Origin of the sequence: Oceaniradius stylonematis (genome assembly GCF_965223445.1) — a bacterium.
In the GTDB taxonomy this organism is placed as follows: Bacteria; Pseudomonadota; Alphaproteobacteria; order Rhizobiales; family Rhizobiaceae; genus Roseitalea; species Roseitalea stylonematis.
On the sequence record NZ_OZ244994.1, the window covers coordinates 1,799,369 to 1,823,231 of the forward strand.

Annotated in this window: 22 protein-coding genes, 1 tRNA gene and 2 pseudogenes; 12 read left to right on the top strand and 13 right to left on the bottom strand. The window is 61.0% G+C overall.

The genetic code is table 11. The features are described 5' to 3' along the window. Positions 1 to 37 precede the first annotated feature (37 nt). The gene (trxA, locus tag ACOQOU_RS08835; RefSeq protein ID WP_306025423.1) at positions 38 to 1,042 is read right to left on the bottom strand and encodes a thioredoxin; all 1,005 of its coding nucleotides are present in this window, start codon (positions 1,040 to 1,042) and stop codon (positions 38 to 40) included. 58 nt (positions 1,043 to 1,100) lie between these two features. Next, on the bottom strand, positions 1,101 to 1,664 hold the full coding sequence (locus ACOQOU_RS08840; RefSeq protein WP_109765710.1) for a prolyl-tRNA synthetase associated domain-containing protein: 564 nt from the start codon (positions 1,662 to 1,664) through the stop codon (positions 1,101 to 1,103). Between the two features lie 166 nt (positions 1,665 to 1,830). Here ACOQOU_RS08840 and ACOQOU_RS08845 point away from each other — a divergent pair. Then, positions 1,831 to 1,905: transfer RNA gene (locus ACOQOU_RS08845), tRNA-Gly, on the top strand. 584 nt (positions 1,906 to 2,489) lie between these two features. On the opposite strand, the pseudogene ACOQOU_RS08850 reads toward ACOQOU_RS08845, so the two are convergent. From ACOQOU_RS08850 to ACOQOU_RS08860, 3 genes and pseudogenes are all read right to left on the bottom strand, one after another. Next, positions 2,490 to 3,727, bottom strand: a pseudogene (locus ACOQOU_RS08850) (IS3 family transposase). A 155-nt stretch (positions 3,728 to 3,882) separates the two neighbouring features. Next, positions 3,883 to 4,434 (bottom strand): DUF1611 domain-containing protein, encoded by a 552-nt coding sequence (locus tag ACOQOU_RS08855; RefSeq protein ID WP_420578884.1) that lies wholly within the window; start codon positions 4,432 to 4,434, stop codon positions 3,883 to 3,885. Between the two features lie 265 nt (positions 4,435 to 4,699). After that, positions 4,700 to 5,194 carry a hypothetical protein gene (locus ACOQOU_RS08860; protein ID WP_306025420.1) on the bottom strand — a complete coding sequence of 165 codons (495 nt, stop codon included), beginning with the start codon at positions 5,192 to 5,194 and terminating at the stop codon, positions 4,700 to 4,702. A gap of 143 nt (positions 5,195 to 5,337) precedes the next feature. Here ACOQOU_RS08860 and ACOQOU_RS08865 point away from each other — a divergent pair, with 143 nt between their 5' ends. The 7 genes and pseudogenes from ACOQOU_RS08865 to ACOQOU_RS08895 all read left to right on the top strand — a co-directional run. After that, entirely contained in the window at positions 5,338 to 5,601 is a 264-nt protein-coding gene (locus ACOQOU_RS08865; RefSeq protein WP_306025419.1) for a hypothetical protein, read from the top strand. Next, positions 5,598 to 5,966 carry a hypothetical protein gene (locus ACOQOU_RS08870; protein WP_306025418.1) on the top strand — a complete coding sequence of 123 codons (369 nt, stop codon included), beginning with the start codon at positions 5,598 to 5,600 and terminating at the stop codon, positions 5,964 to 5,966. Before ACOQOU_RS08865 ends, ACOQOU_RS08870 begins: the two co-directional genes overlap by 4 nt. Before the next feature lie 74 nt (positions 5,967 to 6,040). Beyond that, the gene (locus ACOQOU_RS08875) at positions 6,041 to 6,301 is read left to right on the top strand and encodes a DUF1488 domain-containing protein (RefSeq protein WP_109765715.1); all 261 of its coding nucleotides are present in this window, start codon (positions 6,041 to 6,043) and stop codon (positions 6,299 to 6,301) included. Positions 6,302 to 6,579: 278 nt separating this feature from the next. Continuing rightward, on the top strand, positions 6,580 to 7,353 hold the full coding sequence (locus ACOQOU_RS08880; protein ID WP_306025417.1) for a hypothetical protein: 774 nt from the start codon (positions 6,580 to 6,582) through the stop codon (positions 7,351 to 7,353). 66 nt (positions 7,354 to 7,419) lie between these two features. Further along, positions 7,420 to 8,274: a transglutaminase-like domain-containing protein gene (locus ACOQOU_RS08885; RefSeq protein ID WP_306025523.1), complete on the top strand. Its 855-nt coding sequence runs from the start codon at positions 7,420 to 7,422 to the stop codon at positions 8,272 to 8,274. A gap of 218 nt (positions 8,275 to 8,492) precedes the next feature. Further along, the gene (locus ACOQOU_RS08890; protein ID WP_306025416.1) at positions 8,493 to 9,359 is read left to right on the top strand and encodes a transglutaminase family protein; all 867 of its coding nucleotides are present in this window, start codon (positions 8,493 to 8,495) and stop codon (positions 9,357 to 9,359) included. Between the two features lie 209 nt (positions 9,360 to 9,568). Beyond that, positions 9,569 to 9,970, top strand: a pseudogene (locus ACOQOU_RS08895) (transposase); the annotation flags it as partial. Positions 9,971 to 10,834: 864 nt separating this feature from the next. Here ACOQOU_RS08895 and ACOQOU_RS08900 read toward each other — a convergent pair. The 7 genes from ACOQOU_RS08900 to ACOQOU_RS08930 form a co-directional block, all read right to left on the bottom strand. Then, positions 10,835 to 11,275 (bottom strand): hypothetical protein, encoded by a 441-nt coding sequence (locus tag ACOQOU_RS08900; protein WP_306025415.1) that lies wholly within the window; start codon positions 11,273 to 11,275, stop codon positions 10,835 to 10,837. Between the two features lie 311 nt (positions 11,276 to 11,586). Continuing rightward, complete coding sequence (locus ACOQOU_RS08905; RefSeq protein WP_306025414.1) at positions 11,587 to 13,287, bottom strand: ATP-binding cassette domain-containing protein; 1,701 nt, start codon at positions 13,285 to 13,287, stop codon at positions 11,587 to 11,589. Then, positions 13,248 to 14,165: an alpha/beta fold hydrolase gene (locus ACOQOU_RS08910; protein ID WP_420578707.1), complete on the bottom strand. Its 918-nt coding sequence runs from the start codon at positions 14,163 to 14,165 to the stop codon at positions 13,248 to 13,250. Before ACOQOU_RS08910 ends, ACOQOU_RS08905 begins: the two co-directional genes overlap by 40 nt. 19 nt (positions 14,166 to 14,184) lie before the next feature. Then, complete coding sequence (locus ACOQOU_RS08915) at positions 14,185 to 14,757, bottom strand: aspartyl/asparaginyl beta-hydroxylase domain-containing protein (RefSeq protein WP_306025412.1); 573 nt, start codon at positions 14,755 to 14,757, stop codon at positions 14,185 to 14,187. Positions 14,758 to 14,969: 212 nt separating this feature from the next. Continuing rightward, positions 14,970 to 16,067: a hypothetical protein gene (locus ACOQOU_RS08920; RefSeq protein ID WP_306025411.1), complete on the bottom strand. Its 1,098-nt coding sequence runs from the start codon at positions 16,065 to 16,067 to the stop codon at positions 14,970 to 14,972. 209 nt (positions 16,068 to 16,276) lie between these two features. Further along, positions 16,277 to 17,059, bottom strand: a complete 783-nt coding sequence (locus tag ACOQOU_RS08925; RefSeq protein ID WP_306025410.1) for an anti-sigma factor — start codon at positions 17,057 to 17,059, stop codon at positions 16,277 to 16,279. Between the two features lie 29 nt (positions 17,060 to 17,088). Then, entirely contained in the window at positions 17,089 to 17,589 is a 501-nt protein-coding gene (locus ACOQOU_RS08930; RefSeq protein WP_306025409.1) for an RNA polymerase sigma factor, read from the bottom strand. Positions 17,590 to 17,713: 124 nt separating this feature from the next. On the opposite strand from ACOQOU_RS08930, the gene ACOQOU_RS08935 reads away from it, so the two are divergent. Further along, the gene (locus ACOQOU_RS08935) at positions 17,714 to 19,195 is read left to right on the top strand and encodes a S8 family serine peptidase (protein ID WP_306025408.1); all 1,482 of its coding nucleotides are present in this window, start codon (positions 17,714 to 17,716) and stop codon (positions 19,193 to 19,195) included. 416 nt (positions 19,196 to 19,611) lie between these two features. Here ACOQOU_RS08935 and ACOQOU_RS08940 read toward each other — a convergent pair whose 3' ends face one another. Then, entirely contained in the window at positions 19,612 to 20,529 is a 918-nt protein-coding gene (locus ACOQOU_RS08940; RefSeq protein ID WP_306025407.1) for a RimK family alpha-L-glutamate ligase, read from the bottom strand. A gap of 443 nt (positions 20,530 to 20,972) precedes the next feature. On the opposite strand from ACOQOU_RS08940, the gene ACOQOU_RS08945 reads away from it, so the two are divergent. From ACOQOU_RS08945 to ACOQOU_RS08955, 3 genes are all read left to right on the top strand, one after another. Further along, positions 20,973 to 21,413: a hypothetical protein gene (locus tag ACOQOU_RS08945; protein WP_306025406.1), complete on the top strand. Its 441-nt coding sequence runs from the start codon at positions 20,973 to 20,975 to the stop codon at positions 21,411 to 21,413. Positions 21,414 to 21,979: 566 nt separating this feature from the next. Next, positions 21,980 to 22,756 carry a hypothetical protein gene (locus tag ACOQOU_RS08950; protein WP_306025405.1) on the top strand — a complete coding sequence of 259 codons (777 nt, stop codon included), beginning with the start codon at positions 21,980 to 21,982 and terminating at the stop codon, positions 22,754 to 22,756. A gap of 20 nt (positions 22,757 to 22,776) precedes the next feature. Next, positions 22,777 to 23,829 carry a polysaccharide deacetylase family protein gene (locus ACOQOU_RS08955; protein WP_306025404.1) on the top strand — a complete coding sequence of 351 codons (1,053 nt, stop codon included), beginning with the start codon at positions 22,777 to 22,779 and terminating at the stop codon, positions 23,827 to 23,829. Positions 23,830 to 23,863: the final 34 nt, after the last annotated feature.

The window sequence follows — 23,863 nt, forward strand, 5'->3', positions numbered from 1 at the left end:
GCCAGCAACCCCTGCGCCGCCGCCGGCCCTTCCCGGATCAGCGGAACAGAAGACTCGACAGCTTGCGCCGCGCCTTCACCGTCGCCGGGTCGGTCTGGCCCCATGCCTCGAAAAACTTGAGCAGTTCGGTGCGCGCGCCGTCCTCGCGCCATTCGCGGTCGGCCTTCATGATTGCCAGAAGATGGTCGGCGGCCGCCTCGCGTTCGCCGCGCGCATTGAGGATCTGCGCCAGATCGAAGCGGGCATCATGGTCGTCTTCATTGCCGGCAAGCCGCGCCTCGAGCGCCGCCGGATCGCCGATCTGTGCGACCTTTTCGGCAAGCTCCAGCTTGGTGCGGACCGCCGCGAGCTCCGGCGCCTCGCGAATGGATTCGGGCGCCTGGTCGAGCATGTCGCGCGCCCGGTCCGGCTGGCCGTGATCGGCCATCAGCGCGGCGATGCCGCCATAGGCGGCGGCGTTTTCCGGCTCCTGCTGCAGCACCATGGTGAAGAGCTGGGCGGCGCCGTTGACGTCGCCGGCAGCGGCGGCCTCCGTTGCCTGGGCGAGCGCCTGTTCGATGGCCGCGTTCTGCGCGCCGCCGCCGGACTGCTTGACCAGCTTGTCGATGAAGGCCTCGACCTGGCTTTCGCTCTGCGCGCCCATGAAGCCATCGACCGGCTGGCCGTCGACGAAGGCGAGCACGGCCGGGATCGACTGGATGCCCATCTGGCCGGGAATGGCCGGGTGCTCGTCGATGTTCATCTTGACGAGCTTGACCTTGCCCCCCGCCTTTTGGACCGCCGCTTCGAGTGCCGGCGTCAACTGCTTGCACGGGCCGCACCAGGGCGCCCAGAAGTCGATCAGCACCGGCTGGTTGCGCGACTCGGCGACGACGTCGGTCTGAAAGTCGGCGGTCGTCGTGTCCTTGATCAGCGCGCCGGGCGCCGCTGCGGGCGAGCTGTTCGCCGCGCCGTTGGCGGGCGTTGCGCCGAAATCCACCGTCTGGTTGCCATAGCCGCCGGCGCCGCCGCCCGTTGCAAAAGGATTGTCGTTGTTGGTCATGGTCACTGTCCCCGCATCGCGACGATGCGCTTTTCTGCAATTCATCCCGTGATGGGCGTTATGTCGCCTCGGGCGCGCTCAGATTCAAGATGGTGAAGGCGTGGCCGGTCGCTTCGACGAAACGCTTGAGATCGTCGCGCGCGATCGACGTCGTCGCATCGTTGCGCAAGGGGTGGCCGTTGATGATCTCATGCTCCATCAGCGCCTCATCGAAGATCAGCGTCACCTGGTTGTCGGCATCGTTGATGACGCCGAAACAGGTGACCGCGCCGGGCACCACGCCCAGAAGCGCCATCAGCGCTTCGGGCTTGCCGAACGAGACACGGCCCTGCGCGCCGATCCGGGTGTGGATGCGTTTCAGGTCGATCTCCGCCTCCTCGCCGACCGTCAGAAGGAAGTAGCGGCCCTTCTTGTCCTTCAGAAACAGGTTCTTGGTGTGCCCGCCGGGGATTTCGTCGCGCAGCGCCTGGCTTTCGGCGACCGTGAAGACCGGCGCATGCTCGTGCGTCGTCGTCGCGATCGACAGGGCGTCGAGAAAGGCGAACAGATCGTCCGGGGTCTTTGCGGCAACCGCCGGAGGAGCCGCCGTGGCGTCGCTGTCCTGTCTGTGATCGTCGGTCATGGCGGCGTTTCGGGCCTGCGGCTGGGCTTCGGTTTGGCCGCTTTGTGACGCAGCCGGACGGCGAACACAAGGCCAGGACGGGCCACCGGAAACGGCATCAAAAACCCACTTGCATTCACCCAAGGCTTGCGGCATTAAGCGGCGGTTCGGCGCCAGCCGGACGTGAGCGGGCGTAGCTCAGGGGTAGAGCACAACCTTGCCAAGGTTGGGGTCGTGAGTTCGAATCTCATCGCCCGCTCCAAAATTTCAAGTTGAAAACAGACGGTTTCTCAGACGCTTGGCGGCATATTGCTGCACGCGGGAGTTGCTGCGCTGTGGGATCTTGGCCGGTCGCGGTTACAGCGCGGTTACACGCGTAGGTCCTCGCCGATTGTAAGCAGCTGAAATCATGAGCTAAACGGCCGTCCTGTTCTGGCGGCAAGTTGCCATTGGGCGACTGAGCAGTTCGTTCCAGGCTGATGTCCGAACTGGCGGCAGACCCGACATTAGATGTTTGGTCCCGGTACTGTGGCCGATCACCGTGCTTCGGCTATGGATGTGGCCAGACCAAAAAACGAACGTCCAATTGATCGTTTCGCACTACATTCGAGTGACTGGAAATTACTGTCTTTACTTGTTTAGGACTTGGTCCAAAATCGGCGCTATCTTTCTCATGTCATAACCTTCCGAATAAAGGAAATGCCCTGGGCCCGGTGGCCGAAATTTTGCAACATGCTTGCGAACTTCGCCTCGGCGGTTGCTTTCTCAGTTTCTGTGGCATCCCGGACCGCAAGTGCCAACTCGGCGAGGTGATGAGCTTTCCACCGACCTGGTGTGTCCACGGTTCTATGAAGGTTTAGGGCGTTGAGCTGCTGCCGGTTTGATGGACGGCTGATTAAGCTCCCATAGCTCGTTTTCGTATGCCATTGGGCTCATGTAATCCAGCGTCGAATGACGACGCCGGGGATTGTAGAAGCGCTCGATGTAGTCGAACACGTCGGCCCTGGCCTGATCCCTCGTACGATAGACCTTACGGGCGGTCCGCTCGGTCTTCAGCGACGAGAAGAAGCTCTCCATGGCCGCATTGTCCCAGACATTGCCCGACTGGCTCATCGAACAGGTGATGCCGTGATCGGCCATTAGGCGCTGGAACTGCTCGCTCGTGTACTGGCTTCCCTGATCGCTGTGGTGCAGCAGTTCGTCGGGCTTGCCGCGTCGCCAGATCGCCATGACAAGGGCGTCGGTGACCAGATCGGCGGTCATCGCATTCTTCATCGACCAGCGGACAACGCGCCGGGCGAACAGGTCGAGCACCACCGCAAGATAGAGCCAGCCTTCGGCGGTCCAGATGTAGGTGAAATCCGCGACCCACTTCCGGTTCGGCCCATCCGCCGCAAAGTCACGCTCAAGCACGTTCGGTGCGATGACAGAGCGTACGCCGGTATCCTTCGGAAGCTGGCGGCGGCGAGGCCGGGCCCGAAGGCCATGAAGTCGCATCAACCGTTCGATGCGATGCAGGCCGCAGACGAAGCCTTCCTCAAGCATTTCGCGCCAGACACGGCGGGCGCCATAGGTCCGATCCGAGAGCAGGAAGCTTGCCCGGATGCGTTCAGTCAGGCTCGCATCGGCTCTGGCCCGTGCGCTGGGCGACCGTGTCAGCCAGGCAGGGAAACCGCTTCGCGAGGTGCGTAGCACGAGCGCCCCGCACATCCAACTGATCCTGCTGCCCGTCAGGCGATGCTTGCATCGCCGAGAGGGGCCAGATCCCCCGGTGTTTCGCAATGAAGGCAAACATCACGCCTGGTCCTTTGCGAAGTAGGCCGCGGCTTTTTTAGAATGTCGCGCTCGGCCTTCAGCTTGGCCACCTCACGCCGCAGCCGGCGCACCTCGTCATCGGCGGGCGTCATCTGCCCCTTGCCGGGAAACGCTTCGGCAGGATCGTTCCCATATTGCTTGATCCAGCGACGAAGTACTGTCGCATGGACATCGAGGTCGCGGGCGGCCTGCGTCACACTCACGCCACGCATCGTCACCAAGTGAACCGCTTCCGTCTTGAATTCGCGGCTGAACTGTCGTCTCGACATGTCTGATCTCCAGTTTCAAAAACACCCTAACTCGGTGTCCTCAAAACCGGCAGCAGCTCACAAAGCCGCCATCGGCAGCAGTGCCACCAGGGATCCACAAAAGGTCGGGAGATGACATGCTCCCCTGAATGTACCCATTCATAGGTTAGCCCTGTTCACGTTGTGGTCCGCTTCGGGCCGGGTTGCAAACTCGTTCGGTGTGAGCCCGTCGAGGCTCGTGTGTGGCCGGTGCCCACCATGACCGTCTTGATGCCACGATCATTGAGGGCGCGCGCCAGAATTATCGCCGTCGCCCGTTTGCCGACGGCGCAAACGGTGCCGAGGACCGCGATGCGTGGACAGGTGACGTCATGGATCTGGCCGCTGAACGGGCGCCGATCTTTCTTGTCACGCGGCCTGCGGACATCGACAATGCCGACCTTGTTGGCGACGCAAGCCGCCGCGAACACAGGATCGTCGTTGAGGAATTCGTGCATCCTGCTGACGATGTTGAAGCCGTGGCTCATGGCCTCGATCAGCAGACCGCGCTCATGGGCGGTCAACATGCCGGTTGATGGCGCCATTCCGAACATGAAATAGTCCGGCAGGCTTTCAGCGCGCGCCAGCGCGCCAGCCAGGTCGCGGTAGATCGGAATGGCGTTCGGCGCGTCTCCGAGCACCTCGCCGGCATCGAGGCCGGCCTTTTGGCTGTCGATGACCGAAAGGATCTCCTATTTCTCCGAGTGCCGGACCAGGCCATTGGCCGTCTTGCCGTCAATGGCTCCGAATTTGCCTTCACAGTAGATGATCGCTGTACTGGTCTGTTTTGCGTGGTTGTGAGATGAAAACGGGACAACCGACGCCGGAGCCTTGACGATGGCAAGGTGCTTTTTTTGTGTCCAGCGCATGCGGTGGTCCGAGATGTATGATGGAAGCCATGTGATTCCCTCAAATGCTGTCTGGGCCAGCGCGGGGAACGCGGCGGCTCGGTCCTCAGGTGTCGCTGGTCAGTGCGATCAGGCATGCCTCCGCAAGAGCACGATCGGGCTTATCGGCACCCAAGGGCGTGGCCCAGCCAGCCTTTTCAACAATCCCGCGCCGCTGGAACCTGCTGGCATCGTTGATCTCCACCATCAGACCGGTCGCATCGGGGTCGTTGCGTGACTTCTGGACACAATAAGGCGTCAGTGCCGTTGCGGTGGCAGCCATGGATTGCTTGTTCGACATCTCCATCGCGGTGCCCTCGGTCACCCAGCCGCCCCATCCAAATCCGATGATGGCCAAGGCAGCAGCGCCGGCGGCCGCGCCCATGAACGCAGGCTTCGTCCACACAGGGATGTTCATGATTATGTCCAATCGGTTTTGAGAACAGACACGCAAAATCGCGCGCAGGATGCGTTCTTTTAGCACACAATACCGAATATCGCCCATGTTTTTTAATGGGCTTGAAATAGCTGATTTAAGCGCATACATATAAATCACGGTCACGATTCATAATCAACCATAGAATTTCGAAAAATAATCAGCGTGTTTTTACTTCGATATGTTCGAATCTGTTCTTGTATACGCTGCACGCACAAGAACGCGCGGCCGTTCTGCGCGACCATCGTACGTTTTCCAAGGTATCAGCCATGACCCGCCGAACCACGCAGACCTCTGTCCGATTCTCGTCCGCATTTGATCTGCCGGGGTTTGACCAGCGGCAGCCAGCGGGAGACTACCGCGTCGATTTCGACGAGGAGCAAATCGAAGGGATTTCCCGGCTTGCGTGGCGGCGTGTCGGCACTTTCATCCATTTGCCGGCGATCGCGACCCAAGCGTCGATACGACAGACGGTGCCGATAAAGCCGGCTGATCTCGACGCCGCTCTCCAAAAGGACCAGCAAAAACCATGAACATTGCAAGACGTTTCCGGAGCAAAGCAGGGTCAGCTAGAACCGAAGCTCCAACGCACCTCTTCAAGGTCGGGCAGACCGTTACGTTGAAGAGTGAGTTTGGAAGACGAGCCTCGCCCACTGACATTTACCAGATCACGGCGACGCTCCCGCCTCAAGGCGGCTCGCCGCAATATCGCATCCGCAACGACGACGAAGGCCATGAGCGGGTGGCCACGCAAGACAGTCTCGAACAGGCCGATAGTTCGCAGCCCGGTTCTGACGCAACTCTCATCGAAAGGACGTTCGGCGATGGCCAAGGGAAGAAGACGCAGCAATCGCGAGATCAGAAAGCCGAAGAAGGAAAGGCCTCCGCCCAAGACTGAAAGTTCGTTCTCCAAGCAGATCAGCACTGCCGCAGTGGCGGGCTCCTCGCGCGCCAAAGGCAAGGGCTGACACAATGGCACTGGAGTTTCCAAATCTGAGCCGCAGCTTCGACGAAGCACGAAACGCCATACGCTTCAGCGGTTATGACGGCATGACCCAGGTGCCGTTCCTGATCGAGGCGGGAGCACTGCCGAGGTCTGGCAAGACTGCGTTGTCGGAAGAGGAGTGCCTGACGGCATTCGACGCCGCACGCGGCTCGATCCACAATGTGGCGCGCAAAACCTATTCATGCGGAAGGCGCCCGTTTTACACCCTGACCGTCGCCGATTTCTGATTGACCACCGATCAAGCCAAGCGGCTATCTCCGGGTCCGGTTACCGAACGCAGGCGGCGCGAGCCTGAATGGCTCGGCGCAGTTGCCTTCCCCGATTGAAGTGGGCGTGCTGGCGATTTCCGGCAGGATTGCGCTGTCGAAAGCCGAATACCTGATGACGTTCAGCGCTGCCCGCAGATCCACCCTCACACCGCGATGTGCGCGCTGAGCATGGTGGACCGCGTGTGGCGTCCGACGAAAGCAACGAACAAGCGGCCAATGGCAAAAAGGGACCTGCGATGACTCTCATCAAGACCGACTGTTGGATGCCGCTAGCGAAGCTGGCCTCGAGTGCGCTTTTGCTGACCGCAATAGTGATGGTTTCGGCATTGCCAGTGTGGGCGCAGGACGGCACCGGCCCCCCTCCAGAGAACGCGCATGAGCGGACGTACAATGGCGGCTGGGATTGCGATATCGGATTTCGCCTGACGGACGGGCTCTGCGTCCAACTCGACCTTCCAGCAAACTCCTACGCGACAGGACGATCCTACGGGACGGGCTGGGCCTGCCGCCGCGGCTTTGAAGAGGTGGAAGCCAAAGCCTGCGCGGCGATCTTCGTTCCCGAGAATGCCTTTCTGCGGTCTTCCGGCTTTGATTGGCAATGCGAGCGCGGCTACCGGGAAGATCAAGACATGTGTGTCACCATCGAGCTTCCCGATCACGCTTATCTGACCGGCGAGCCTTCAGGATCGGGATGGGCCTGCAATCGCGGTTTCATGGCTGAAGCGGACCGATGTATTCCGATCGCCGTTCCCGCGAACGGGTATCTGACCAACTCGGAGTACGGCGCGGCGTGGGCCTGTGAACGGGGATTTGGTGAAATCGATGGGCGGTGTGATGCGGTCGCAGTTCCGGCAACGCCTTCCTGGACAATAGGTCCTACGGGCCGGGATGGCGCTGTGAGCGTGGGTATGAGGCCGAAGGCAATGCCTGCATCGAACTGGAGCTGCCCACTAACGCGCATCTCGATCGTGACGGCAATGCGTGGCGCTGCGACAGGGGCTTTCGAGTGACGGATGGTCGGTGCATTCTTGGACGATGACACGTTGCCGAAGGCTCATTTGAAAGAGAGGGCGGGCATGCGCGTGCGCATCGGATGTAACCTGAAGTACGAATTGCCCCAGCCGACACCGCTGATCGCCATACTGAATGTTCATCACTCACGCTTTGGCGACCTTGAACGGGCCGACTATTTGGCAACGTCGCCCAGCGTACCGCTCGAAAACTACCGGGACGGCTTCGGCAATTGGTGCACACGAATGGTAGCGCCCGCCGGCGATTTTGCGATCTCCACCGAGGGTATCTTCCGGGACTCCGGCGAGCCCGACCCGATCTCGCCTGGCGCGCGCGAACATCGGGTCGAGGACCTGCCCTTCGAGACGCTCGTCTACCTTCTCGGAAGCCGTTACTGCGAAACCGACCTCCTCTCGGACGAGGCCTGGCGGCTTTTCGGCAACACCGACCCGGGTTGGGCGCGGGTTCAAGCCATCTGCGATTTCGTGCACGACAGCGTTGTGTTCGACTACATGCAGGCCGATGCGACACGAACGGCCTCGCAAACCCTGTCCGGCCGCCGGGGCGTGTGTCGCGACTTCGCGCATCTCGCCATCGCGTTCTGCCGTTGCATGAACATCCCGTCGCGTTACTGCACGGGCTACCTTAGCGATATCGGCGAGCCTGAACCGCATCCGCCAGGGGATTTCGCGGCCTGGATGGAAGTCTTCCTCGACGGTCGCTGGCGGGTCTTCGATCCGCGCAACAATACCAGGAGGACCGCACGGATCCTCGTGGCCAGGGGCCGCGATGCCGCCGACGTTCCTTTGACGCAGACCTTTGGTCCGAACACCCTGAGGGATTTCCGGGTCTGGACCGTGGAAGCCGAAAGAAGCGACGGGTTTGGAAAAGCCGTAAAGTGCGAGGAGAACAGCCCATGACGGACGGCACCGAAACAGGTTCTGCGATCGAGAAGGCTCGCGGCGACGTGGCCGCGGAGCGCGCTTGCCTGAGATGCACGATGACGTTCTGGAGCGACAGTTTCGGTGAACGGATTTGCCGCCGCTGCAAGAGATCGGCCGCCTGGCGGTCCGCTGTCTCCGTGAGCACTGGACAAAGCCGCCGTCGCTCGTCGGCACGCACGTCGTAGGCGCCGCCTGTGCCGCGAGTCGCGATCACCCACAACACGACGTATCGATACACGACGGCCGTCGCCTTGGCGCCGCACCGGATGATGCTGCGTCCGCGGGAGACCCGCGATCTGACGCTGGTCGCCTTCGATCTGGACATCTTGCCGGCCGCAAGGATCGACTGGTCGCACGACGTGGCGGGAAATGCCATTGCGGCGGCGACCTTCGCGGCGTCCTCGGATGTCTTGACCATCGGTGCGCGGACGATCGTGGACCTGACGGCGCCCGTCTGGCCGGTGTTTGCGATCGCGGCCTCGGCGATCTCGTACCCCTTCATCTATGCCGCCGACGACTGGACCGACCTGGGTACGCTTGCATCGCCGCAATATGCCGATCATGCAGGCCGGCTTTCCGATTGGGTCGAAGCGTTCGTCATGCAACGGCCGACCGATACGTTGTCTTTGCTCAAAGATGTCGCAAACGGGGTGACGGCTCAAATCACTTACCAAAGCCGGGAAACCGAAGGCACCCAGGGACCGCTCGAAACGCTGGACAGGGGCTGGGGCTCCTGCCGCGACTTTGCGGTTCTGTTTGCGGAGGCGGCACGGACGCTCGGGTTTGGTGCGCGTCTGGTGTCCGGCTATCTTTACGATCCGACCGGTGACCGGCTCGGTTCGGCTGCAACCGGCTCCACCCATGCATGGGTCGAAGTCTTCGTCCCCGGCGCCGGATGGATCCCGTTTGACCCAACCAATCGGGCTATCGGATCCGCCAACCTGATACCGGTCGCGGTTGCGCGAAAGATCGAACAGGTGGCGCCGGTGAGCGGCAGTTTTTTCGGAACCGGCGTCGATCTGATCTCGATGGACATAGAGGTGCGCGTCGAGGATGTCTGAAATGCCGGAGCCACAAACTCTGGAGCCATGGTGCGTTCGATCTCGGCTGCGTTCTGCCCCGTCAGTTCCCAAGCCGGAAACCTGATCTCAATGCACTTGCTCGCCGGCAACAGACTTTTGATCGGGCGATGAACAACGGCATCTTGCGCCCGGAGCGCATGGCGACATCGAGGTGGCTCTGTCGCCAACCGGTGGTGCCCGAGCGGACCTGTCACGGCGGCAAACAGCTGGTGCAGTTCAGGCGCCCCTACAAAACACCGCGTTCTGGCGTCGATAAGGAAGGTCTGATGCGCTGCCGCGCCAGCAAGACCGATTGTGATATTTGCCCGCTGAAGCAGCAATGCTGCCCCAAGGAGCCAGCCCGCAAGGTCCTGCGTTCCATCCACGAGGGCGCACGCAACATGGCGCGCGACATCACCAAGACCGACGCCTATGTGACCGCCAGCTATGCGCGAAACAGGGTCGAGATGTTGTTCGCCCACCTGAAACGCATCATCGGGCTCGACCGGTTGCGCCTCTGGGGACCCAACGGCGCCAGAGATGAGTTCATCCTGGCGGCAACAGTCCAAAATCTCCGCAAGCTCGCAAAGCTGGTGCCGCAACCAGTGTGAAAGGTTAAGCCAGACCCGCCCATCGCTTTGCCAAATCCGACAAGAGCAGCGACTTGTTCAACACCATCTCCGCTTTGCAGCCTTTGGCGCGATTAGGGCCAGCATCCTCAGCGGACAACAGCTCCAACGGAGGCTACCAACGCCGTGGTGTGATCGGGCGACGGGGAGATAGTTGCGTGGATGCTTCTATCGTGGCTTGCCCTGCGGGGAGGGTGGGGCGCCAACCTCATCCGCATGCGTCTGGGGCTCGCCACTTGCCTGTGGCTGTGAGAGGCCGGCCCAACGCAACAATCGATCGTCCCGAGTCGCGAGGTTGGGCTGTAAGCCGAATCTCGGCAAAATCGACAGTCATCTCGAAATCCGAGTTCAATACGGCGGGTTCACGTGTGGAATTCGTGCGCGTTTTCAAGGTCTCAAAGCCCACGACGCTTGGACATGTAACCGCGCTGTAACCGCGACCGGCCAAGATCCCACAGCGCAGCAACTCCCGCGTGCAGCAATATGCCGCCAAGCGTCTGAGAAACCGTCTCTGTTCAACCCGGAATTTTGGAGCGGGCGATGAGATTCGAACTCACGACCCCAACCTTGGCAAGCGTGAGATGGCGAAATGCAGAACCGGCCCTGTTGAACACAAAACGGAACGAAACGGCACGAAATTGACGATCCTAAGCGGGCGACGGGCGCGCTCGCTGTTGGCCGATTGGTGGTTCTTGTCGAACTGTGTTCGAATGTGCAGGTTCTGGCTCGGTAACCGCGCTGGAACCGCACTTTCTCCAGAGCGTGACCTCAGGAGGCAACTGCATCTTCAATTCGCTGAAGAGGTCCAGAGAGCCGCCACCGACCAAAGGCTGCCGTCGCTCCCTTTCAGGCGTTCAGGCCGGCGGTGCATGCGCGAAAGTCTTGCACTGCTGGAGCTGCGCCATCGAGTGAAACAGGAACGGCCCTGTCGCCAAGAAGAGCTGTTGCGGTGTGGTTGAACTCGAGGCCGTTTAGTACGTTGCCGAAGCCGCTGTCAGTGACCGTTAGGGACCGGCCTTCATCCGAGGCAATGTGGCGATCTGTCGTGATGGTGAGGCCTATTGGCCCATCGAAACGCATGGCAAAGATCGGGCCGCCAGGCCAAGGCTCCACCGTTCTGACCTCGATTGCGTATTCTGCTATCGCGGGATCGTACGTCACGCGGAAGAAAGCGTTTTCACCATCGTGGATGAGTTCACAAACTCGGCCAGGCTTGGTCTCCCAAGCCAATGCGGGCGCCGCACTCAACAAGATAACCGCAACTGCGCGCGAGAATCGGATCATCATTTGGACTCTGACGCCTCCGCGTATCAAGACCGTTGCTTGATGGAGATGGAGCAAAGCGAGGGGCCGTCAATTGGGCAATGGCGGCCCAGACAGTCCAAACTGCTGGTAGCGCGTTTTCGAGCCAGAGCTGCCGTTGGCGGGCAAAGTCCGCTTTATCCCCAAAGCTGCCATCAGCGGCAGTGCAGCGAAGGACCGGCAAAGGTCCGAAAACAGACAATCGACGCAGGGCAAGAGCCTCTTTCCCAACAATCGGATTGGCGGGTCAATTGCCCGCATGTCAGCGGCAGTTGTTTGCTATCCAAGTCGGCCAACTACCGCCAATCACGGACAGCTTCAGACCTGTCTGTAAACACCAACTCCGGCGGGCCCTTGATGGTCAGCCGGCCGTCGTCAATGATCCAGATTTCATCCATCTGGGCAGCGAGGTCCCGATTGTGTGTGATCATCAGAGTAGTCGCCGGCGTATTGGAGACAAGCTGTTCGACCAGCCGGATACCGTCTTGATCCAGAGCATCATCGGGTTCGTCCAGCAGCAGCAAGCTGGAGTTCGACAGTGCCGCTCGTGTCAGCAGAACACGCCGGATTTCACCGGCAGACAGATTGCGGCCCGCCTCCGATACTTTGCCCGAAAGACCACCCATTCTTTCGATCACCTGGCCCAACCCGAACTCCTCTGCACAGCGAAAGATCGTGTCATCATCAAGCACGCCGTCCACGCCCATCGTCAGCGCACGTTTCAACGAGCCTGCGAGGATCGGAGAGCGCGTGCCGATATAGGCGATCAACTTGCGGCGCTCCGAAGTGGACAGTTCGAAGGCATTTCGATCGCCGAGCAGAACGGCACCGCTTTCCGGGCTTTCAAGACCGGCTGCCAAACTCAGAAGCGTCGACTTGCCTGATCCGTTGGGGCCGATGATCGCGATCTTCTTGCCGGGCCGTGCAATGACATTGACCGGTGAAAGCCGGCCTGCTCCGGCACTCTTGAAAGTCAGGCTTTGCGGGACGTTTTCCAGAACGCTCAACTCGTTGTCGGTCCTGTTGGCCAGTTTCGGTACCGACAGAAGAGACTCGCATTTGTCGCGAGCCACTTTCCACGCACGGTGCCTGTCCCAAACGCCAGCCAGTTCTCGCAGGGGCTGGATCATCAGCCCCACAGCAGCAAGCGCCCCGGCAGCCTCAGCGGCCGCGGCTCCGCTGGCGAGCGCTGTCACAAAGACCGATGCCGCTGCAGCGCCTGATACGGCGTCGGGGATGGCGCGCAGCAGAGCCGCGCCACGCGCGCGCTCGAGAGCCGCATCGATCAGCGTTTCGGTGCGCTTTATGATGTGGCGTGTTTCGGTTTTGACACGGCCCAACAGGCGCAGTTCAGGTGCATGGGGCACACGCTCGCTCATGTCAGCGGCCAGCCGCGCCCGGCGGCTGCGCAGCTTTTTATGCGCTGGACCGAGGCGTGGTCCCGCAATCGCCATGGCCAACATGCCGATCGCAATCGGGATCGCCGCTGCGACAGCAAGATGCACGTTCAAAAGAAACAACACCAACGTCGCCAGTGGCAGCACGATCAGGGATGACGTAAGTCGTGTCAGACCCAGACTGACCCAGTTGCGCACCGCGGACAGATCTCCGACAAAACGCAAAGAAAGCGCGCCAGCGCGGCGGCGAGCAAGGTCACGCGCCGACACTTGTGCCAGATGCTGGAACAGTTTGACGCGCAGGGCGGCGACATAGTCCTGGCCGACACGTTCTGCCACCACCCGTTCACGATAGCGCATCGCGGCGATCGCCAGCCCCGAACAGGCAACAAGTGCCAGCGCGGCGACCGGAAGACCGGTTTCGGTATCTCGGAAAGCGGCAAACACGTCCCGTGTGGCGAAGGCGGCGACCCCGGTCGAAGCAGCCTGGCCGAGCGCCAGCGCGATAATGGTCACGATCCCACGGGTTCGCCCCTTGTCGAACAGTTTTGGCAGGGCGCTCATGATACGGGCTTCAAAAAATCGATTCTGGTTTTGCACGGTTGGTCGCATGTGACGCATTGACGACCGCAGCGACCGGTGACGGGACGCCGACCATAATCGACGGGGATGACGATCCGATCGAGACCGCCGCGAAGCACACACTGCAGAAAACGATGGTCGCATGCCGACAATGCGAAGAAGGCTGCGCGGGGCGGTAGGCCACGTTCCTCCGCAGCCCTTTTGAGAGCCTGTGCCCATCGGATACCCCGGATCAACCGGTTTTGACCCTGCTGGGCGTCGATCCGGTCTCCAGAGCGCAGATTGGCGTCACGCAACGTGTCATCAGCCCCAACACAAACCTGGGTCGGTATCGCCAGGAAACGTCGGATCCTGTCTTCGGTGACGGCGGACCATGGGTCTGGACCATCGGTGCGTGCAGAGAGACCGAAGGGAAATTGTGTGCTGTCGGGAAAGGTGTACCAGCCTGCGGATGCGACTGTGAGCCGGTTGATCAACTGCGGATGCATCATGGCAAACCGGTGGGCGAACTGCGCGCCGCCAGAAAAGCCGAACAGTTCGAAATGCGATGTCCGGCAGATGCCTTCCGCGCTCAGTGCTCCCATCAATGCAATCAGCGCAAGGTCCGCGCGGCCGCGCCTGATGGCCTGCTGATAACGCGGCCATTCCTGCTCGCCAAACAAGGGCGCGATCACCGGACGGCCCAGCGCATTGGCGCGCTGAGCAAACAGTTCAGCCTGTTGGCGGGCATCGCGTCGGATGCCATGGACAGCCACCAAAGGTGACTTATCGCCAGCCACGCTGTCTGGCACGGCCAGCCAGCAGGCCAGACCACCGGTTTCCGATGCTGACCGGAACAACAGGTTCGCAGCCGGTTCATCGGAAGCTGCTGCATGAGCAATCGCCAAAGCCATCATTGTGGTCCTTCTTTTTGGGTTAGGCAGCCGCGCCAAAAACGGCCTCGGCGCGGTGGCTGGGCAGCATGTCGAAGATCATATGGATGCGATCCTGCTCGCCATCATTGTGAGCTTCATGCATCTGGTCGTTATCGAACCACCACAACTCACCTTCTTTCATCCGCACCTCCTCGTTGCCGGCTTTCAGCCATGAGCCGTAAGTTGATCGCAGAATGAAATGGTAGCGATTGCGGACACGATAGTATTCGCCGCGGTCAATGTGCGGGTAGACACGCTTTCCAGCTGGCAGGCAGACAATCTTGGCACGGCCAAGAATACCGTCCTGCTCCAGTGCGAACGCCTCGAGAAACTGCCTTGCCAGAACGAAAGGCGCCGAGCTGTTGGTCCACCGGCTTTCATGAACGTCGCGGCGTTTACGATCGCCAATGGCCGACTTGCGCAAACCACGCAACGGGATCGCCAGCGCCTCCCTTTGAACCTCAATCTTGTCCTGCCGACCCGTCGATTGGGCCCAGGCATCATCGATGCTCTCGATCTCATCGAGAAACGGCTTTGGATCGACATTGAATTTCAGGCGTTTGAAGTACTGCATGGTTTCATCCTCTCATTTGGTTGGCGGTGTTCTGTGGTCGAGTTCTTCCTGGTCCGACCGCGCGACGGCCTGCCTTGGTCCGGGTGTCGGAATGCGATCGGCGCTTTGCGGCTTGAGCGTTTCCGGCGTCTGGAGGGATAACGGTTGACCTGAACGGTTACTCCGTCACCGCTCCAATATCCGGGACGCATCGATTGATGGCAGATTGGGAGTCACGCGGCCGCCCATCGCACCACGGGTTGGCTCCGCAACAGGGGGCGAACCAGTTCCGAGATCGAAGCCGGGTCACCCAATTGCTCACACGTCATGTGTGGAACGCCGGTTTCAGCAAACGCTTCCTGGACTGCGAGCGGCGAACGGGTCACCATTCCGGAGACCGCAAAAGGCCGCAGCCCATAGCCATCCAGCGCATGCACGCCGCCGACTGAACCCAACGCATCGGGCGCTGCAAACAAGATACCGTCCAGGCGGTCCTTGATCTTTGATGCCCGCAGGATCGCCGCCGTTTCCTTCTGGAAAACTCCGTCGGCGACTTCGACAACGACGACCTCGGCTCCGCCTGCGGCCGCATGGCCAACCAGCGTCTCGAAACTGTCTTCGATGCGCGAAAGCGGCATTCGGTAGGTGGACGCCAGACCTGCGTCTGTGAAATCGAAAGTGGCAACGTCTGTGTCTTCAAAAGCCAGGAAATCGCCGAACGATCCAGTGCCTGTCACCTTGGCGCCGGCAACCGCATATCCGGCCCGCTTCAGGCCATGGGCCAGACTGATCGCGGCGGTCGTCTTGCCGGCATTCATCGACGCGCCAAAGACGCCCAGAACGGTGACCTCGCCAGGGATCGTGCGCCTTGGCAGGCTGTAGCGGGAGACATTGATGACATCGCCGCTGGTATCGACCAGCAGGCCTAGCGGACGGATTTCGGTGGGCGGCGCCATCCGTTCATGGGCGTGCTCGAGCGTACCAACAACACCGCCTCCGGCCAGCAAATGGCCGACCTGATCGGTGATCTCGGCTCGTCCCTCATACTGGTCCGGCGCATAGCGGTCCGCGACGCAGGCGACGAACAGGTCGCCGACATAACTTTTCTTGTAGCGCTTTGACGTCAATTGCAGACGACGGTGCTGGCCGATCTCGGTGATCTCGCACAACACAAGATCGCCGGATCGTGCAGCAGCAACGGCGTCCGATAATCCGACGGCGTCGCGGCGTGCAACCCGGCGTGTGGTGAAGGTCCAATGCGCCCTGGAAAGCGCAGCCATGGCGCCGTCTTCAACAGGCGCGCAAGAAGTGAAGGCGATGGGCTTGTCCATGTCTATCTCCTGCGTTTTGGTTTCGGAGCGAAACCACACCAGGAGAACGATCAGGTGGGGCAGCTATTCCCCAAGCCATGCGTTTTTTTGTCGACGACGTCATTGATCTGCAAAACCCGCCTGACCAAAGGCGCTGCGGACGGCACGGCACAAGCGCCCGTCCGTTGAAGGTTCGGCAATCGATTGATCCTCACACAGTGCGAACCGCTTTAGCGCAATCCGTCGAGCACCGTTTGCTCTTCATCCTCAGATAATGGTGCGCCAGCACCGATCGCCATGAGATAGGCATCCAGCGCTTCAAGCGACGATGCCGGCGCATAGCCATCATCGGTACTGGAAGCGGCAACCGTGAACTGGACATGCCATTGCTCATCGGCCTGACAGGCAACGGAGACGACCGTCGATGTATCGGTGTAGTCGATCGCAAACTCGCGGCAGATATTGTCCGCTTCATCACGGAAAGAGGCGATGGCACGGAACCGGCTGCCACCGTCGAGATCCATTTCATCGCCCGACGCCACACTGCGCAGCGCGATAGGGAGCAAGGGATTGGTGAGGTCAGCGGTCAAAATGCTGCTGGACGGCGAGACACCACCAACCCCTGAGGCGAGGTAGCCAACGACGCCACCGGCAACCAACGCAATAGACGCAGCAAGCGCAACATCAAAACGCAACATCGAAAACCGAGGCTTGCGATCAAACGCGAATACGTTGTCCGCCGGTTCACCCGTCGCACTGGTTGCCGAACCGGTCGCACCCTCATGGCGTTCAACCATCGCCGCGATGCTGCTTGCCAGCGCGTCGGGCACTGGCCCATCCAGATGCGCTTCAAAGGCGTCCGACGCGGCGCGCCGTGTCTTGGTGAACATGTCAAGGCGTGCGGCAAGTGCGGCATCACGGGCGAGCGCGCGCTCGATTTCGATGCGCGTCTCGGCATCCAGCTCGCCGTCCGCATAGGCCATCAATGTGGTGTCGCTGAACTCTTCTTGCATGGTGTTTGACCTTGGTTACAGGAACAACGTCACTCGTCGGCGATTATTCCCATCACGCTCGCAAGTTTCTTCCGCGCACGCGCCAGCCGGCTCATCACGGTGCCGATCGGAATGCGCAGCACGTCGGACGTTTCCTGATAACTCAGTTCCTCGATGCAGACCAACACAAGCACCTCGCGCTGCTCATCAGGCAGATCGGCGATGGCGGCGCGTGTCGCCCTGAGCATCAGTACGCTTTCGGTTTGCCTCGCCCCATCATCTCCTGGCATGTTGACGAGCGCATCGACATCGACGCTCAGGCCGGCCGTCTTTTCCTTGCGCAGCTGGTCGATCCACGCATTGCGCATGATCCTGAACAGCCAGGCGTCCAACCGTGTGCCGTCCGCATAGCTGCTCGCATTGGCCAGGGCCTTTTCGCAGGTAATCTGAACCAGATCGTCGGCGGCAGCAGCCGAACGCGTTAGCGAAAGCGCAAAGCGCCGCAGGTTAGGGAGCAGCCCGATCAGTTGCTGCCCGAATGTCTGCGACATTGATTTCTCCGACAAAGTTCAGCCGTCATGGAATAATAGTCCGGTGGCGCCGTTTACACACCATGCAAACGCGCCGAGCCAGGCGATATTCCCGAGGGAGCTTGTGATGCTCAATGTTGGTTGCATGTCCGACACCAGTTTGACGCCGTGGAAGATGATCCGGCGGCTTGCGTTGATCGCCGGTTTGACGACCGCATGGACGGTTGTGCCGATGTTCTCGGAGTTGACGCCTGCAATTGCGTGGGCCGACGATGATGGAGACGACGGCGATGATGGAGACGACGGCGACGATGGTGATGGCGGCGGCGGTGGACATGGTGGCGGCAGCAACAGCGGCGGATGGTCTGGCGGCGGTCAACGTTCCTCAAGCGATTCATCTGGCCGCAACCTGCTGGACCGATTTTTTGCGCCGCGACGCGATCAGCAACCACGGCGTGCACAACAGCCTCGGCGCGTGGTCCGCCAATCAGCGCCGCCGCCACCTCCTCTGCCGGACTTCGCCCCGACCGAGATCGTTGCCCTTGGTTTGACGGACCCGAGCGTCACCGCGCTTGAGGCGCTGGGATACTCCGTGCTTCAACGTGATCAGATTGGTTTGGTGGATGCGTTTGTAACGCGCCTCCAGGTGCCGGATGGCACCAGCCTTGATGAGGCACGGATCACCGTTGAAGAGGTGCAACCGGGCAGCGAGGCGGACTTCAATCACTTCTACCGCCCCGGAGCGGCACAGCCCTGCAACGAATTGTGGTGCCTCGCAACCAACCTGATTGGTTGGCCCGATCCCAAGGCCAATGACGTTTGCCTCGCCGATGTAACGATCGGATTGATCGACACTGGGATCAATGCCGATCACGAAGCGCTCAAGGACAGCGCGTTGACGCTGCTCACGACTGTCGAAGGAAAGCTGTCGAGCTCCAGCCAGCAACACGGCACGGCTGTCGCATCAATGCTGGTTGGATCGGCGGATACCCGCTCACCGGGTCTGCTTCCGGGTGCTGAAGTTATTGCCGTCGATGCCTTTCATCGCGGCAATCGCGGCGATGACCGGAGCGATGTTTACACCCTCGTGCGCTCTCTAGACAGCCTCGCTGACGGCGGTGCCCAGATCATCAACATGAGCCTGGCAGGGCCGGCCAACGCGTTGCTTGAGGAGATGGTGGAAAGATTGAACGCGCAGAGCATCCTTCTGGTTGCCGCGGCTGGAAATCGTGGTCCGCGATCCGATCCGGCGTTTCCAGCCGCTTATGACCAGGTGTTTGCGGTCACAGCGATCGACAATGGCAAGCGGATCTATCGTCGCGCGGGGCGGGGCGAGCACATCGATTTCGCTGCGCCGGGCGTCGAGGTTTGGACGGCCGCCTCGGTGAGGGGCGCACGCACCCGCACGGGAACCTCCTTTGCCACACCCTTTGTGACTGCCGCGCTGGCCGTGTTGCGCACCAACAATCCAGACCTTCAGACCTACGAACAGGCCAAAACGCGGCTGATCGCCCTTGCGGAGGATCTGGGTGAACCGGGTTTTGACTCGGTGTTCGGTCACGGGCTGGTGCGGGCGAGCGGACTGTGTGAAACCGAAGAAGCCGAAGCAGGGTCGGACCGTTCCTAAGTCGCCTGAAGCACTTCGCCCTTCATCTGGAATGCGAATGAACGCGACCAGGCTCGGCAAATCATCAACCGCTGACTTCCGCTCTTGCCAGCCTCATCGGATGCCAATGACGGCTAGCACTGTTGCTTGTCCGACAAAAAGAGACCGTTGGACAAACGGACGGGTCTCCAGCTTGCCGGATGTGGGAAACGTCTTGGGTCGCCTTACTGATCCTTCAACATGCTGTATTGCGGATTGGAAGGATCGGTGAAACGGCCCAATGGGACTGAACGCACGATACGCGGCAACGACCCTTGCGCTAAGACCAATCGGACAGAACCGGACATGCATGCTGGCCGCCTGGTCCGAGCATGCCGCTTAGGTTGCACCCGCCGCGCCTATCCGGCCCAAAAGGGCAACTTGTTGAAAGCCCGCCCCTAGGCAGCCATCGTCCGAAGTTTTGGCACTTCGGCTCGACGCTGCTTCAGCCGTGACTCTAGGAAATCGATCATCTTGCCGGCTACATCCTGTCCGGACACCTGTTCGGTGCCCTTCAGGCCGGGCGTCGAATTGATTTCTATGACCAGTGGCCCGTTCTTTGAGCGCAGAATGTCAACGCCGGATACAGAAAGGCCCACAGCCCGTGTTGCCTGCAATGCCAGCGCATGTTCGGCCAGCGTGATGGCAACGGGTTTTGGATCACCGCCGCGATGCAGATTTGACCGGAATTCTCCCGGTTGGCCCGTACGTCGCATTGTAGCGACCACCTCACCGTCAATGGTGATCACACGTATATCGTTGCCTGCTGCTTCTTTGATGAAACGTTGCACCAGCACATATTGCCTGGTGCTGCGAAAGGCCTCGATGACAGAACGGGCCGATTGCATGGATTCCGCGAGAACCACGCCAATGCCCTGCCGCCCCTGTGGTAACTTGACCACGGTCGGGGCGCCACCAACCAATTCGACCATCTGTTCGGCGCGCGCCCGTTCGTGCGCGAGCGCAGTCGTAGGCACGGGCACCCCGCTTTGAGCGAGTAGCTGAAGTGAAAGCAACTTGTCGCGCGCCCGCGCGACGGCCGCCGACGGGTTGAGGGAGATAACACCCATACATTCGAGTTGACGCAAAACGGCCATGCCGAACTCGGCTGTCGATGGGGTCAGCAAAGGGATCACAGCATCGTAATTCGTCAATGGCCGTCCTTCGTGCCAAAGACGCAGCCCGTTCTCGCTGATGTCCATCGTGCAGCGCAACGGGTTGATGGCATGGAGTTCATGTCCACGTCTTTCCGCGGTTTGCTTCAACCGGTTCTGGGTATGATGTCCATTCCGGTTGGTCAGCATTGCGATATTCATGACAGCCTTACCTCTTGAATGAGCACGGGGCGGATCATCCGCCGAAGTACATGGGCTTGTGCTTGCTCACCAAGAAGAACGGATGGAGGAAAGCTTTCTTCCCCCGACTTGCCATTTTTGCCATCAGGCTTGGCGTTCGGACGATGACCATGTGCAGTCAGCCGTCCTGGTCATCCGGTTCGTCAGCCGCTGGTCGCCAGATGACCCAGTTCGCCCGATCTGCTGACGTCCGCTTCGCCGCCAATTGCAGACGTTGCCCGTGCTGAACTCGAAGGCCAGCATTGGGCCGAAACCGGACTTCGCCCGCCAACGGCAGCTCTGGCTCGAAAACGCGCTACCAGCAGTTTGGACTGTCTGGGCCGCCATTGCCCAATTGACGGCCCCTCGCTTTGCTCCATCTCCATCAAGCAACGGTCTTGATACGCGGAGGCGTCAGAGTCCAAATGATGATCCGATTCTCGCGCGCAGTTGCGGTTATCTTGTTGAGTGCGGCGCCCGCATTGGCCTGGGAGACCAAGCCTGGCCGAGTTTGTGAACTCATCCACGATGGTGAAAACGCTTTCTTCCGCGTGACGTACGATCCCGCGATAGCAGAATACGCAATCGAGGTCAGAACGGTGGAGCCCTGGCCTGGCGGCCCGATCTTTGCCATGCGTTTCGATGGCCCGAGAGGGCTTACCATCACGACAGACCGCCACATTGCCTCGGATGAAGGCCGGTCCCTAACGGTCACTGACAGCGGCTTCGGCAACGTACTAAACGGCCTCGAGTTCAACCACACCGCAACAGCTCTTCTTGGCGACAGGTCCGTTCCTGTTTCACTCGATGGCGCAGCTCCAGCAGTGCAAGACTTTCGCGCATGCGCCGCCGGCCTGAACGCCTGAGTGCAGGTCACGGCAGCCTTTGGTCGGTGGCGGCTCTCTGGGCCTCTTCAGCGAATTGAAGATGCAGTTGCCTCCTGAGGTCACGCTCTGGAGAAAGTGCGGTTCCAGCGCGGTTACCGAGCCAGAACCTGCACATTCGAACACAGTTCGACAAGAACCACCAATCGGCCAACAGCGAGCGCGCCCGTCGCCCGCTTAGGATCGTCAATTTCGTGCCGTTTCGTTCCGTTTTGTGTTCAACAGGGCCGGTTCTGCATTTCGCAATCTCACGCTTGCCAGGGTTGGGGTCGTGAGTTCGAATCTCATCGCCCGCTCCAAAATTCCAGACCGACACTGACGGTTTTCGGCACGCTGTGCGGCAATGCGCAGGGCGCGGGCATGGCTGTGCCATGCCTTTGGCGAGACCGAAATCCGGCCCGATCATGGCCTTGGCGGCGGCCCCGGCCAGTGCGGCCGATGTCCTCGGCGGCCCGGCGAAGAAACGCGCGCAATCGGCACGGCCACCCATAGCTCTTTCTTAGTGATTCCCAGCTAACCTGACGTGAGGTTTTGGGGAACTCTTGACGATGGACAAACGAGGCGCAGTCGTTCTGGGTGGTGCGCATGGCGCGCTGGCCCTGGCGCGCAGTCTGGGCGCGTCCGGCGTCCCGGTTTCCCATATCAGCAACGATTCCCCCCTCCCCGGCTCGTTGCGCCATGTAAAGCACCAGATCGGCTGGCCCGGGCCGCTCGATGAAGGCGCCATCCCGTTTCTCTTCAAGGCCGCAGAGGACCAGTTCTCCTACGCCGCCCTCTGGGACAATGGAAAGCCGGTCGCCGAGTTCACCGCCCGCCGCACCCGGCAGTATCCGGTCGATTTCGGCTGTAAGAGCACATTCGTCGAGATCGTCGAGGAGCCGGGCGTTGTCGAAGCGGCCCGCACAATCCTCGCGTCGATCGGCCACCATGGTCTGGTCGAAGTGGAGTTCAAGCGCGACCAAAGGGATGGTTCGCTCAGGCTGCTGGACGTCATTCCGCGCCCCTGGTCATGGTTCGGCCTGTGCTCGACCGCCGGCATCGATCTTGGCACGATGCTGTGGCGGCTTGCCAACGATCAGCCCAATGCGCCCGCCGCGGCAACGCCTGGGACGGCGTGGATGTATCTGGCCCGCGATGCCGTCGCGGCCACCAGCCTGATGGCCCGCAGGGACATCGGCCTTGGCGGCGATTTGCGCTCGTTCGGACGGGTCCGGGCCTGCGCCACCTTTGCCCGCAACGATCCCAGGCCGGGCCTGATCGATCTGCCGCTGACAGGCGGGCGGGTCCTGACCAGGCGAATCCTCAAAGCCGGTCACCAAACCTGACGAAGGGAGCTTGCGGACAAATGGCAGCGCGTGCAACAGCCAAGCGTTACCTGAAATACGGCATCATCCGCGCCGGGCTGGAAGCCGTCGCCCTGCCTGGTGTCCGGTCGCTGTTTCCATCCGCCGCCGGCCGTGGCGTGATCTTCACGCTTCATCACGTCCGCCCTGAACAGGAGACCACCAGGTTCTCGCCCAACGCACTTTTGTCCGTAACGCCGGAATTTCTCGAGCAGGCCGTCGAGACCGCGCTCGAAAGCGGGTTGACGCCGGTTCACCTGCACGACCTGCCGGCATTGCTCGCCGAGCCCGGCGACCAGCGCCGCTTCGTCGCGTTCACGCTCGATGACGGCTACCGCAACAATGCCGAGTTCGCGGCACCTGTCTTCCGCAGGCACGGCGTACCCTACTCGATCTTCATCAATCCCGGCTTCGTCGAACGTACACGCTCCATATGGTGGGAGACCGCCGCCGCCATCGCCCGCAAGGCCGACAGGATCGACTTCGATTTCGGCGACGGGCCGGAAACCCTCCGAGCCACAACGACGGCCCGCAAGTTCGCTGCCTTCGAACGCTTTGCAGCCTTCGTCCAGTCGATCGACGAGGACGAAGCGGTGCAAAGGATCGATGACGTCGCGCGCCAGGTTCACAATATCGACCCGATGGCCATCGTCGATTCGCTTGTCATGGATGAGGAGGAACTGCGCCGACTGGCCGAAGATCGGTTGGTGCATCTGGGCGCGCACACCATGACCCATGTCAATCTGCGCCGCGTCAGCGACGAACGGCTGAACGCCGAGATCGAACAATCGAGGGCTGCCGTAGAAGCCTATGCGGGCCGCCGGCCACAGTCGTTTGCCTATCCCTATGGCTGGACCAAAGCGGTCGGCGCGCGCGAGGTGAAGGCAGTGGCCGATGCCGGTTTCGCCGCCGCCGTGACCACACAGCCCGGCGTGCTGAATGCCGCATGCCTCCAAAACCCGACGGCGATGCCGCGCGTCTCGCTGAACGGCCACTTCCAGAAGAAGCGCTATGTCGAGGCGCTGCTGTCGGGTGTGCCCTTCAAGCTGATGTGACGGCGCTGGCTGCCGCAAACCGTCCCGCGTCGGC

Excerpts from the sequence above, each read along its gene's own strand:
- ACOQOU_RS08915 (WP_306025412.1), bottom strand. The coding sequence starts at position 14,757 with ATGCAGTACTTCAAACGCCTGAAATTCAATGTCGATCCAAAGCCGTTT.
- ACOQOU_RS08910 (WP_420578707.1), bottom strand. The coding sequence starts at position 14,165 with ATGATGGCTTTGGCGATTGCTCATGCAGCAGCTTCCGATGAACCGGCT.
- ACOQOU_RS08950 (WP_306025405.1), top strand. The coding sequence starts at position 21,980 with ATGGACAAACGAGGCGCAGTCGTTCTGGGTGGTGCGCATGGCGCGCTG.
- ACOQOU_RS08900 (WP_306025415.1), bottom strand. The coding sequence starts at position 11,275 with ATGATGATCCGATTCTCGCGCGCAGTTGCGGTTATCTTGTTGAGTGCG.
- ACOQOU_RS08945 (WP_306025406.1), top strand. The coding sequence starts at position 20,973 with ATGATGATCCGATTCTCGCGCGCAGTTGCGGTTATCTTGTTGAGTGCG.
- ACOQOU_RS08875 (WP_109765715.1), top strand. The coding sequence starts at position 6,041 with ATGGCACTGGAGTTTCCAAATCTGAGCCGCAGCTTCGACGAAGCACGA.
- ACOQOU_RS08870 (WP_306025418.1), top strand. The coding sequence starts at position 5,598 with ATGAACATTGCAAGACGTTTCCGGAGCAAAGCAGGGTCAGCTAGAACC.
- ACOQOU_RS08880 (WP_306025417.1), top strand. The coding sequence starts at position 6,580 with ATGACTCTCATCAAGACCGACTGTTGGATGCCGCTAGCGAAGCTGGCC.
- ACOQOU_RS08920 (WP_306025411.1), bottom strand. The coding sequence starts at position 16,067 with ATGGACAAGCCCATCGCCTTCACTTCTTGCGCGCCTGTTGAAGACGGC.
- ACOQOU_RS08840 (WP_109765710.1), bottom strand. The coding sequence starts at position 1,664 with ATGACCGACGATCACAGACAGGACAGCGACGCCACGGCGGCTCCTCCG.
- ACOQOU_RS08925 (WP_306025410.1), bottom strand. The coding sequence starts at position 17,059 with ATGCAAGAAGAGTTCAGCGACACCACATTGATGGCCTATGCGGACGGC.
- trxA (WP_306025423.1), bottom strand. The coding sequence starts at position 1,042 with ATGACCAACAACGACAATCCTTTTGCAACGGGCGGCGGCGCCGGCGGC.
- ACOQOU_RS08935 (WP_306025408.1), top strand. The coding sequence starts at position 17,714 with ATGTCCGACACCAGTTTGACGCCGTGGAAGATGATCCGGCGGCTTGCG.
- ACOQOU_RS08940 (WP_306025407.1), bottom strand. The coding sequence starts at position 20,529 with ATGAATATCGCAATGCTGACCAACCGGAATGGACATCATACCCAGAAC.
- ACOQOU_RS08885 (WP_306025523.1), top strand. The coding sequence starts at position 7,420 with ATGCGCGTGCGCATCGGATGTAACCTGAAGTACGAATTGCCCCAGCCG.
- ACOQOU_RS08930 (WP_306025409.1), bottom strand. The coding sequence starts at position 17,589 with ATGTCGCAGACATTCGGGCAGCAACTGATCGGGCTGCTCCCTAACCTG.
- ACOQOU_RS08865 (WP_306025419.1), top strand. The coding sequence starts at position 5,338 with ATGACCCGCCGAACCACGCAGACCTCTGTCCGATTCTCGTCCGCATTT.
- ACOQOU_RS08955 (WP_306025404.1), top strand. The coding sequence starts at position 22,777 with ATGGCAGCGCGTGCAACAGCCAAGCGTTACCTGAAATACGGCATCATC.